Genomic DNA, 10,472 nt, shown 5'->3' on the forward strand with positions numbered 1-10,472 from the left:
ACGAGCAGATGAATGAGCGGGTGAATGAGTGACGGAAGGCGCGGCGCTCACTGCCGCGTCGGCAGCGACAGCCGCCGCTCATACCAGCGTTGCGCCCATTCGAGCGCCTGGCACAGCACCCAGTAGACCGCCGCGGCGGCCAGATACAGCGGCAGTGGCTGATAGGTCGATGCGATCATTTCCTGCGCGCTGCGCAATAGCTCGGTCACGGTGATCACCGAGACGAGTGAGGTGTCCTTGACCAGGCTGATCAGGCTGTTCGACAGGCTGGGCACGGCGATGCGCAGTGCCTGCGGCGCGATCACGTAGCGCAGTGTCTGACGGCGCGATAGTCCGAGGCTGTACGATGCGAGCCATTGGCCTTGGTGAATGCCGAGAATCGCGCCACGCATGCTCTCCGACAGATACGCGGCGACGTTCGCCGACAGCGCGATCACGCCGGCCGGCGTCGGATCCAGCGAGATGCCGAAGCTCGGTAGCCCGTAGTAAATCACGAAGATCTGCACCAGCAGCGGCGTGCCGCGCATCACGCTCACGTACACGCGCGCGATCCAATTCAGCGGGCGGCTGTGGCTGATGCCCATCAGTGCGAGCATGGCGCCGCCGATCAGACCGAAGATCATCGACAGGATCGCGAACTTGATCGTGAGCAGGGCGCCCTGTGCGAGCACCGGCAGCGATTGGATCAGCAGGGAAGTGATGGACATGGGCGTTATTCTGGTTGGCGCACAAAGCGCACATCATAAACTTTGGCGCGCGTTATAGCGCGGCTGGCGCGCCGCGGACCGGAGCACACGCGACGCGTGATTTTAATGCCGCAAAAAGCAAAGGGCGGCATCGCTGACGATGCCGCCCTTTGTTTCATCATCCGGACGTTACTTGACCGGCTTGCTGACGTCGATGCCGAACCACTTCTCCGAGATCTTCGTGAAGGTGCCGTCCGCTTCGAGCTGGGTCATCGCGTCGTCGATCGCCTTCGCGAACTTCGGGTTGCCCTTCTTGAACGGGATGCCCGACGGAGGGGCTGAGCCGACATTCGCGCCGGTGCGCAGCGGCAGCTGCGAGTTCTTCAGCAGGTAAGCGAGCATCAGACGGTCGTTGAGCGCCGCGTCGAGCCGGCCGGCGGCCAGGTCGCGCAGGTACTCGGGTGCGCCCGGATAAGTCTTCACGTCGATGCCCGGCACCGACTTCGCCATGTCCATGTAGTTGGTGCCGAGACCGACGCCGAGCTTCTTGCCCTTCAGGTCTTCGAGCGAATTGAACTGGCGGCTGTCGTCCTTGCGCTGGATCAGTTGCGCTGCGGAGTACGTGTAGGGCGGCGAGAAGTCGAGCGTCTGCTTGCGCGCGTCGGTGATGCCGACCTGGTTGACGATCACGTCGAACTTGCCCGCCTGCAGACCCGCGATGATGCCGCTCCATTCGGTTGTGACGAACTCCGGTTTCACGCCGAGCTTAGCCGCGACGGCCTTGGCGATGTCGACGTCATAGCCGACCAGCTCGCCCGACGGCGCTTTCGAATTGAACGGGGGAAAGGTGCCTTCGAGGCCGATGCGCAGCGTGCCGCGCTGCTTGACCTGATCGAGCAGGTCTTGCGCGTGTGCGGCGACGGCGGTGAACGACGCGCCGATCAGCGCGACGGCGAGGAGCTTTTTTAACATGCCAAATTTCATTGTGTTCCTTTGGTTCGTCCGGCGTTTTAACCGGCGCAAGCATAGCAAACGAGGCTATCGAGACGAAAATATCGTTTGTTTATGTCTATATTACTTGGCCGACGCGGCACTCAAGACGGTGCTTGCGTTAGCGCAGTGCCTGCGCGCATTCAGCCACGAGCGCCGGCCCGCGGTAGATGAAACCCGTATAAAGCTGGACTAGCGACGCGCCGGCGGCGAGCTTCGCGCGCGCGTCGTCGCCCGAAAAAATGCCACCGACGCCGATGATCGGCACCGCGTCGCCGACTTCCGCGCGCAGCTTGCGGATCACCTCGTTCGATGCGTCGAACACCGGCTTGCCGGACAGGCCGCCGGCCTCGTCGCCGTATTGCATGCCGGTGACGGCCGTGCGCGCGACGGTGGTGTTGGTCGCGATCACGCCTTCGAACTGGTGGCGCAGCAGCGTGTCGCCGATCGACTTGATCTGCTCGTCGTCGAGGTCCGGCGCGATCTTCAGCGCGAGCGGCACGAGCTTGCCATGCAGGTCGGCCAGACGCTGCTGCTTTTCTTTGAGCGCGGCGAGCAGCGCGTCGAGTTCGCCTGCGCCTTGCAACTGGCGCAGGTTCCTGGTATTCGGCGACGAAATGTTGACCGTCACGTAGCTCGCGAACGGGTACACGCGCTCGAGGCAGTACAGGTAGTCTTCGGCAGCGCGCTCGATCGGCGTGTCGGCGTTCTTGCCGATGTTCAGACCGAGGATGCCGCGATAGCGCGCGGCCTGCACGTTTTTCACGAACTGGTCGACGCCGGCGTTGTTGAAGCCCATCCGGTTGATCACCGCGTTGGCCTGCGGCAGCCGGAACATGCGCGGGCGCGGGTTGCCCGGCTGCGCGCGCGGCGTGACGGTGCCGACCTCGATAAAGCCGAAACCGAGTGCGGCCAACCCGTCGATGCACGCGCCGTCCTTGTCGAGACCCGCCGCGAGCCCGACCGGGTTGCGGAACGTGAGGCCCATCACGGTGCGCGGCGAATCCGGCACGCGCGGGCCAAGCGCGTTGGCGAGGCCGGTGCGGCCGGCGGCGCCGAGCACGCGCAAGGTCAGGTGATGAGCGTCTTCCGCGTCCATGCGAAAGAGTTGGGCGCGAATCAGCGGATAGAGGGAACTGAGCACGGGATGAGGCCGGACGGCCGGAAAATGGGAACCCGCTATTTTACCGGCTTGCTGACTCGAGTTGGCGCTGCGCGGGCGAGGGCGGCGGCCGGCCGGATGTCGCCGCGATCCGGCGCAGGACGGCTAGGGCTTCAGAGGTCCGCGCCGTCCATGCATCGCGAAATCGACCGGCGGCAGTTCGAAATTCGCCGGATCGAGCACGCGCCAGGCGCCGTCGATCAATCCTTCGAGCGGCCGGAAATTCGCCTTGTACGCCATCTTTGGACTTTCGCGAATCCAATAACCGAGATACACGTACGGCAGATTCAGACTGCGCGCCTGCTCGATCTGCCAGTAGATGTTGTAGGTGCCGAAGCTCGCGTGCGGCAGCTCGGGCTCGAAGAACGTGTACACCGACGACAGCCCGTCGCCGAGAATGTCGATCATGCTGATCATGCGCAGCGCGCCGGGTGCGTCCGGGCGCGTATCGGAGCGCCCGTCGGAGCGGGCGCCGGAGCGGGCGTCGGTGCAATCCGGCGGCCGCTCGCGGAATTCGACGAGCCGCGAATTGATCCGGCTTTGCAGCAGGAACTGCTCGTACTGGTCGCGGCTGTCGCGGTCCATGCCGCCGCCCGCGTGACGCGCTGACTGATAGCGCATATAGAGCGCGTAATGCTCTTCGTCGTAGTGGAGCGGCGCGACCGTCGCGATCAGCCCGCCGTGTTTTTTCCACACGCGCCGCTGGGTGCGATTCGGCTGGAAACGCTCGACCGGCACGCGCACCGGCACGCACGCGCGGCAGCCGTCGCAATAGGGGCGATACGTGAACACGCCCGAGCGCCGGAAGCCGGCTTTCACGAGGTCCGTATAGACGTCCGAGTTGATGAGATGACTGGGTGTGGCGACCTGCGAGCGCGCGATGCGGCCGTCCAGATAACTGCAGGGGTAGGGCGCCGTTGCATAAAATTGCAGCGCGGAAAGCGGCGAAAGAGGCAGCTCGTTTTGATGAGTCACGTTGGCAGCTCTCGAAGCGTCTCTGGTAGTGCAAACCCGGCGCGCCTCGCGATTGACGACCCGCGGCCCGGTGGGCGGCGGGCAATAGGCGGCTGTCCCGGATTCGGCCTGATTCTTCCTACGTCGCCCGCGCGATGAGTTCGAGCAAGGCGGTTTTGTCGAAGCGCCAGTCAATGGCGGGTGCGCCGACCGACGCGCGAACATGCGCGACGAACGCCTTGCGCGCGATCTCGCGCCCGCCCAGCGACGCCAGATGCGACGTGTTCTGCTGGCAGTCTATCATTTCTATTTCATGACGTCGCAGGTGCCCGACCAGTGCCGCGAGCGCGATTTTCGACGCATCGGTGAGCTCTGCATACATCGATTCCCCGAAGAACATCCGGCCGAGCGACACGCCATACAAACCGCCCACGCGCTTGCCTTCGAACCAGGTCTCGACGCTGTGCGCGTCACCCATCCGATGCAGCGACGAGTAGGCGTCGACCACATCCGCGGTGATCCAGGTGCCGCGCTGTCCGCGCCGCGGCGCCTGCGCGCACGCGCGCATTACGGCGGCGAAAGCGTGGTCGACACGGATCTCCCACGCGTCGTCGCGCAGCACGCGCTTGAGCGTCTTGCGTAGCGACGGCGACAGTTTGAATTCGGCGGGGCGCAGGATCATGCGCGGGTCGGGGCTCCACCACAGCACGGGCTGGCCATCCGAATACCATGGAAAGATGCCGCGCTGGTAAGCGTCGATCAGACGCGACGGCAGCAGATCGCCACTTGCGGCGAGCAGACCCGGCGCGCCGCTCGACGCACCGAGTGCGCGCTCCACGGGCGGAAACGGATCGTCAGCACCGAGCCAGGGGACCATGCGCGCCGCTCAGCCTTCGCGCAGCGAGCGGAAGATATCGCCGGTATGCAGGCCGAAGCTGCCGGCCGCGCGGTCGGCGAAAAAGAAACGCAGCGTCTGGCCGACGGTCGGAAACGCTATCTCGTCCCACGGAATTTCGTCTTCGTCGAAAAGCTTCACCTCGAGGCTTTCCTCCCCGGCGGCGATGTCGAGATCGAGCAGCCGCGCCATATAGAACAGATGCACCTGATGCACGTGCGGCACGTTGAGCAACGAGAACAGGTTTTGCACCTCGACGCGTGCGCCGGCTTCCTCGAGCGTTTCGCGCGACGCGGCCTCGGCGGTCGTCTCGCCCATTTCCATGAAGCCGGCGGGTAGCGTCCAGTAGCCGTAGCGCGGCTCGATCGCGCGGCGGCACAGCAGCACCTTGTCATCCCATACGGGCACGGTGCCGACCACGTTACGCGGATTCTGGTAGTGCACGGTGCCGCAGCTCGCGCATACGAAGCGCTCGCGATTGTCGCCCGGTGGAATGCTCAGACTGACGCCGTGGCCGCAGACAGAACAGAATTTCATTGGAAAGGGGACGAGAAAGAGTGTTAGGAGTTTATCACCGGGGCGCGGCATTACTGACACACGATGAGGCGGTGCGTAGCGCTGCGTGGTGAGACTGCGGCGGCGGGAATGCCGCGGACGTGGAGCGGGCAATCAGAGGGGATGCGCGGGATGTCGGTTGGGCCGATGACGGTGCGCGTTGGCGCGCGGCTGAAAGTCTGACAAGGCTTGACCGCCGCTTTTTGGAGCCGCTGATAGCACCCGGTCGCCGAGGTTGCAATGGATGCACCCCGCGTCCATTGCGGTCATCTTTGTTTATATAGCGGCGGTGCTTTAGAGCGGGGGTGACCGCTGACGGTGAGCAAAACAGCCGTGCGCACGTGCCAGTCGTTTTTGCGCAAGCCGAAACAAAAATGGCCGCCGCAAACAAAAAAGGGTTACACGCCGATGCGTTGTAACCCTTCAATGATTCGTTTGGTTGCGGGGGTAGGATTTGAACCTACGACCTTCGGGTTATGAGCCCGACGAGCTGCCAGACTGCTCCACCCCGCGTCCGTCGAAGAAAAGATTATAGAACACTCGGGCAGGCTGCGCAATAGCAATGGACGGAGTAGCTTCATTGCGTCAGTCGCCCGTTTGCGACGTAACGTGCGCTGCGTCAGCTAACGGCAAGCCGTGCCGGGCGCTGCGCTAGAATTCAGATTCTCCACGTCGCTCGCCATGCGTACCCAACGGCGAGCGCTTCAACTCTGCGCTCTCGCTTCGAATTCCATGGATATCGCTCACGATCTGCAGAACATTGCCGCTCAGGAAAAAGCTCTGGTGTTTCCCCGCTTCGACGCCGACCGCGCATGGCAAGTTGGCGCCTATCTGCACGAGGTCGCTAAAGCCCGCGGCATTGCCGCGGCAATCGATGTGCGCACGTTCGGCCAGCCGCTGTTTTTCAGCCTGCTCGACGGCGCGACGCCGGACAATGTCGATTGGGCGCGCCGCAAGGCCAACACAGTCGCGCACTTTCGCCGCAGCTCGTATGCGATCGGTCTGAAAATGCAGCTCGCGGGCGCCACCCTCGCCGACAAGCACGGTCTGCCCGCGACCGAATATGCGGCGCATGGCGGCGCGTTTCCGCTGACCGTGGAGGGCGCAGGCGTGATCGGCTCGATCACGGTGTCCGGCTTGCCGCAGCGCGCCGATCATGAACTGGTCGTCGAAGCGCTGTGCGCGCATCTTGGCCACGGCTACGGCAAGCTCGCGCTTGCGAAGGCCTGACGGGCGCTGCCGCAGATGCCGACACTCGCGACCTTGACGATCGCGGTGCCCGGCACGTGCATGCCGCCGTATGCGCTGGTGCGATCGCTACCGTCGCCGAGTGATTGCGCATCCGGGATGCGGGCGTCGGGCGGGTTCGGCGGCGGCTGCCGTCGTCGTCGTCGTCGTGCCAAGCTGCGGGCTTGCTTTCTATTACCTGTCGCTGGCGCTCATGAACATCCCCGCTGGGCCTCGTCCACGCGATAGGGTCCGGTGCGGGCATCGTGCCGATTTCGCTCGTCGCGCCGGGCTGTCCCGGCAGATGCCCGACATGCCGGGCCAACATCGGGCTTGCGCTGATCCTCGCCGGCGCCGCGGTGCTGAATCTGTTCTCGACGATACAGGGGCATCGAGCACGGCGTCCGCCGCGGCGGACGCCGTGCGAGGGACTTACTTGCAGCGCACGATCATCGAACGGTTTTTGACGTTCGCCGACACGACGTTCGTCACGCTGCCGCCGGCGGTGCCGCCTTCGTCGTTGTCTTTCGATACGATATCGTAGCCGGTCGCGCCGCACGCTTTGCCGGCCTGGACGTAGCATGAAGCCCAACTGGAGCCGGCGTCGGCGCCGCTGCAATTGACCGCGAAGCCGGTCTGGCCGTTCGGCAGATTGATCAGCGTGGTGGTGTTCGACGATGCGCAGCCGCCGAGGCCCGCGGCGAGCAGCAACGCGGCGGGCAAAAGGGCCGACAGCGCCGCGCGACGCACGACGGCAAGCGCGGCACTGGATCGAAGACGATGGAATTGGCCGGCGCGCCGCGCTTGCGTCGTGAAATGCATCGTGAGGTTTCCTTTGGTTTGGACGGCGATGGCCTGCTGAACCGGTGTCCGTCGCGGATCCGTAGGGCGGCAGCCGCGGGCTACGGCGTTTCGATCGTGATGCCCGCCGCGCTGACGAGCCGTCTCGCTTCGGCGCCGCTTTCGGTGGCCGCGTCTTCCCAGATGCTGATCGCTTTCGGAATGTCGATGCCATGGCGTTCGGCGTAGGCAAACCACTTGTTCGCCGCATCCGGTTCAGGCAGTTCGTGATTCTGCAGAAAATATTTTCCCATATCTCGCTCGCTGATCTCGAAATCGCTTCGTGAAGAGTCCCGGTGCGACAGCACGCGGCATGCCGATTGCGGTCGTTCGACCGGATCGAGCCGAGAAAGTGCAGAGCGTCGGGCTGGTTAGCCGTCGCCTCGAACTTATTGCCGTGCGCAGCGCCATATCGTTATGGTGTGACTCCAGCACGGCACGAGCGCAGGTGCATAGCGCAACGACGAGCGCGTTACTTTGAGCGCGCGTCGGCCGTTGCCGCATATCGCGGCGTCTCGACCGCGAGACGGTCGGTATCGCTCGGGGGCTGCGTCAGCGCCAGACGGACAGTGCGATGACGCGGCGCCGCCTGGACTGCGGCGACCCGATCAATGGACACAAGGAGGACGAAGATGGCCGAGCGGGTCAGTGGCCCTTATCGTGGCTATTACATCAGCGCTAGCGCGCGCCTGGTGCCGGTGAGCAGCACGTCGAGCGCGACGACAGCCGACCGGCACCAGGATACGGCCGGTACTTACGTCGGCTCGGTGAGTCTCGCCGAGCTCGGCCCGGACGATCCACACCGGATTGAAACGCTGCTGGAGCTGGGCGACCAGCAACGGTTCGACAGCGATGATGAGGCACTCGCGTTTGTCGAACAGGCGGCGCGCGATTATGTCGACCGTGTACTGGATGGGCAGTAAGCTTACGCGGCGGCTCTCGGGCGCCACACCTGATGGCCGGCGCGTGCCGGTGCGACGCTTGGTAGAGCGATGGATGCCGGCGTTGCGGCGAGCGCGAGCGCTGGCCAAAACGCTGGCCGAAGCGGTGGCCAAAACGCCTGGCCGAGGCGCTGACCAAAACGCTGGCTCAAGCACCGAAAGCCCGCACAACAACGCGCCAAACACAGCCCAAACGAAGCCCCGTGGCGCGCTGGACCGTGATCTGGGCGCGCGAGTACCATAGCGTGGCCTACGCGGGGCCGTAGGCCGATAAGCCATTTTCGCCCGCGCCGCCTTCGCGCCGAACCTGTCTATGAGGGGACCATGGAAATCCGCTTTCCCGCAGATCCGCCTGCTTACCGTGACTCAAACCTGACCGTGGTCTTTGCCGCGCTGGTGGACGGCGTATCGGTGCCGTGCGCGATTTCGGTCGAAGCGCTGGAGGATCATTTCGGCGCCTACAGCGAGAATCCGGAAGGCTGGCTGCGCGCATTCGATGCGGGCCGGCCGCGCATCGAGGCCGTCGCGCGCGAGCATCTGCAGATCAGCAATGGCGCGCCGGTGCTGCTCAAGAGTGGCCACTTCCCGCCGGGCCAGGTCGCGGGCTAAGGCGAGGTGCTTGCCTGCTGTGGCTGCCTGATTCGTCCGCGCGATGAGTCGGCCTGATACGTCTGCCTGATGCGTCTGTCCACGACGCCTGGCCCAGAACCCGAGTCGATGCGCTTCTTCCGGCGCGTCTGCCGGTCACCGCATTGTCCGCATCTCGGTTCGCTCTTGCACGCGGCCTCAAAGCACTGTCCATAGCGAGACGGAAACAGTCGGCCGCACTTGCGGACCGCACCGTGGGGCCGCCACTGTCCAGGCGCGAAGCCGCGGGCCCGTGATAACGTTCAGTTCCACCTTACCCCCGCATCTAGATCTCCATGCCCATGTCTGCCCCGTCCGCCATCAGCGATGAAATCGCGACTCACGTAACCAATCGCATCGGCTTCATCGAACTCGACCGGCCGAAAGCGCTGAATGCGTTGACGACCGGCATGATCCGTGCAATCCAGACGGCGCTCGATCAGTGGCGTGAAGACCCCGACATCGTGGCGGTCGTCGTGCGCAGTCAGCACGCGCGCGCGTTCTGCGCGGGCGGCGACATCCGGCTGATGTACGAGGCGGCGCAGCGCGGCGATCAGGATACGCGCGATACGTTTTTTACCGAGGAATACCGCCTCAATCACACGATCTTCACGTACCCGAAGCCCTACATCGCATTGATGACCGGCATCGTGATGGGCGGTGGGATGGGCATTTCGCTGGGCGCGCATCGTACCGGCGGCCTGCGCGTCGTCACGCAATCGACCAGGATGGCGATGCCCGAAACCCGCATCGGTCTTTTCCCCGACGTGGGCGCGAGCTGGTTTCTCGCGCGTACGCCCGGTGCGATCGGCCGTTATCTGGCCGTGACCGGCGAGACGATGGGCGCGGCCGATGCGTTGTACGCGGGGCTCGCCGATGTCTATATCGATGACGAAGCGTTGCCCGCGCTGATCGATACACTGCACCGCAAGAGCTTCGAGCGCGGCGCGGACGTGGTCGCGTGCATCGAGCGCGCCGCGCTTGCGTATCAGGTCGCGCCACGGCCCGAAGAGAGCGGGCTCGCGAAGGCGCGCGCGCTGATCGACCGGCATTTCGCGTTGCCTGGCGTCGCGCGGATTCTCGCGTCGCTGGAACAGGAGCGCGAGCGCGGCGGCGACGCGGCCGAATGGGCCGCGCAGACGATTGCTGTGCTGCGCGAACGTTCGCCGTTGTCGATGGCGGTCTCGCTGGAGGTCGTGACGCGTGCCGAAGGCTCGATGGCGGAAGTGCTGCGCGCCGATCTCGATCTGACGCGCTCGAGTTTTCTGCACGGCGACACCGTGGAAGGGATTCGCGCGCGCATCATCGACAAAGACAATGCGCCGCGCTGGCGTTTCGCTCGCATCGAGGACGTGAGCGCCGCCGACGTCGACAAGATGTTCGAAAGCCCTTGGCCCGCGGCCGAACATCCGCTGCGGGATCTACACAGCTGATCAGCGCAAGCGTGACGATCTGGCGCGACGCTTGCGCGCTGGTCGCGCGGGTGATCGCTGCCACGCGCGGCAAACCCGCGCGCCTTCGTCTTGCCGTTACTCGTCTTCCTCGCTTGCCATGAACGCGCGCATGAAGACGAGCGCGCCCCAGCCCCACATCGC

The 10,472-nt window shown here is 64.8% G+C and carries 12 protein-coding genes and 1 tRNA gene; 4 read left to right on the forward strand and 9 right to left on the reverse strand.

The window, feature by feature from the left end:
* Positions 1-47: 47 nt before the first annotated feature.
* From VGH68_RS00765 to VGH68_RS00795, 7 genes are all read right to left on the reverse strand, one after another.
* The gene (locus VGH68_RS00765) at positions 48-707 is read right to left on the reverse strand and encodes an amino acid ABC transporter permease (RefSeq protein WP_331601596.1); all 660 of its coding nucleotides are present in this window, start codon (positions 705-707) and stop codon (positions 48-50) included.
* A gap of 168 nt (positions 708-875) precedes the next feature.
* The gene (locus VGH68_RS00770) at positions 876-1,670 is read right to left on the reverse strand and encodes a cystine ABC transporter substrate-binding protein (RefSeq protein ID WP_331601597.1); all 795 of its coding nucleotides are present in this window, start codon (positions 1,668-1,670) and stop codon (positions 876-878) included.
* Between the two features lie 127 nt (positions 1,671-1,797).
* On the reverse strand, positions 1,798-2,775 hold the full coding sequence (locus VGH68_RS00775) for a quinone-dependent dihydroorotate dehydrogenase (protein ID WP_414696874.1): 978 nt from the start codon (positions 2,773-2,775) through the stop codon (positions 1,798-1,800).
* Positions 2,776-2,943: 168 nt separating this feature from the next.
* The gene (locus tag VGH68_RS00780) at positions 2,944-3,813 is read right to left on the reverse strand and encodes an arginyltransferase (RefSeq protein ID WP_331601599.1); all 870 of its coding nucleotides are present in this window, start codon (positions 3,811-3,813) and stop codon (positions 2,944-2,946) included.
* A gap of 118 nt (positions 3,814-3,931) precedes the next feature.
* A complete protein-coding gene (gene aat / locus VGH68_RS00785; protein ID WP_331601600.1) occupies positions 3,932-4,669 on the reverse strand; it encodes a leucyl/phenylalanyl-tRNA--protein transferase in 738 nt (245 codons plus the stop codon).
* Positions 4,670-4,678: 9 nt separating this feature from the next.
* On the reverse strand, positions 4,679-5,224 hold the full coding sequence (locus VGH68_RS00790; RefSeq protein WP_331601601.1) for an NUDIX hydrolase: 546 nt from the start codon (positions 5,222-5,224) through the stop codon (positions 4,679-4,681).
* A gap of 454 nt (positions 5,225-5,678) precedes the next feature.
* Positions 5,679-5,755 (reverse strand) — tRNA-Met (locus tag VGH68_RS00795).
* Between the two features lie 219 nt (positions 5,756-5,974).
* On the opposite strand from VGH68_RS00795, the gene VGH68_RS00800 reads away from it, so the two are divergent.
* A complete protein-coding gene (locus tag VGH68_RS00800) occupies positions 5,975-6,472 on the forward strand; it encodes a heme-degrading domain-containing protein (RefSeq protein ID WP_331601602.1) in 498 nt (165 codons plus the stop codon).
* A 429-nt stretch (positions 6,473-6,901) separates the two neighbouring features.
* On the opposite strand, the gene VGH68_RS00805 is transcribed toward VGH68_RS00800, so the two are convergent.
* Both VGH68_RS00805 and VGH68_RS00810 read right to left on the reverse strand, forming a co-directional pair.
* Positions 6,902-7,291, reverse strand: coding sequence for a hypothetical protein (locus tag VGH68_RS00805; RefSeq protein WP_331601603.1), 390 nt, complete (start codon positions 7,289-7,291; stop codon positions 6,902-6,904).
* 80 nt (positions 7,292-7,371) lie between these two features.
* A complete protein-coding gene (locus VGH68_RS00810; protein WP_331601604.1) occupies positions 7,372-7,563 on the reverse strand; it encodes a hypothetical protein in 192 nt (63 codons plus the stop codon).
* A 378-nt stretch (positions 7,564-7,941) separates the two neighbouring features.
* On the opposite strand from VGH68_RS00810, the gene VGH68_RS00815 reads away from it, so the two are divergent.
* The 3 genes from VGH68_RS00815 to VGH68_RS00825 all read left to right on the forward strand — a co-directional run bounded on the left by VGH68_RS00815 (position 7,942) and on the right by VGH68_RS00825 (position 10,310).
* Positions 7,942-8,232 carry a hypothetical protein gene (locus VGH68_RS00815; RefSeq protein ID WP_331601605.1) on the forward strand — a complete coding sequence of 97 codons (291 nt, stop codon included), beginning with the start codon at positions 7,942-7,944 and terminating at the stop codon, positions 8,230-8,232.
* A 342-nt stretch (positions 8,233-8,574) separates the two neighbouring features.
* Positions 8,575-8,859 (forward strand): DUF1488 domain-containing protein, encoded by a 285-nt coding sequence (locus tag VGH68_RS00820; protein ID WP_331601606.1) that lies wholly within the window; start codon positions 8,575-8,577, stop codon positions 8,857-8,859.
* 314 nt (positions 8,860-9,173) lie between these two features.
* A complete protein-coding gene (locus VGH68_RS00825; RefSeq protein ID WP_331601607.1) occupies positions 9,174-10,310 on the forward strand; it encodes an enoyl-CoA hydratase/isomerase family protein in 1,137 nt (378 codons plus the stop codon).
* Positions 10,311-10,472 lie beyond the last annotated feature (162 nt).

Source organism: Paraburkholderia sp., assembly GCF_036488505.1.
Taxonomy (GTDB): domain Bacteria; phylum Pseudomonadota; class Gammaproteobacteria; order Burkholderiales; family Burkholderiaceae; genus Paraburkholderia.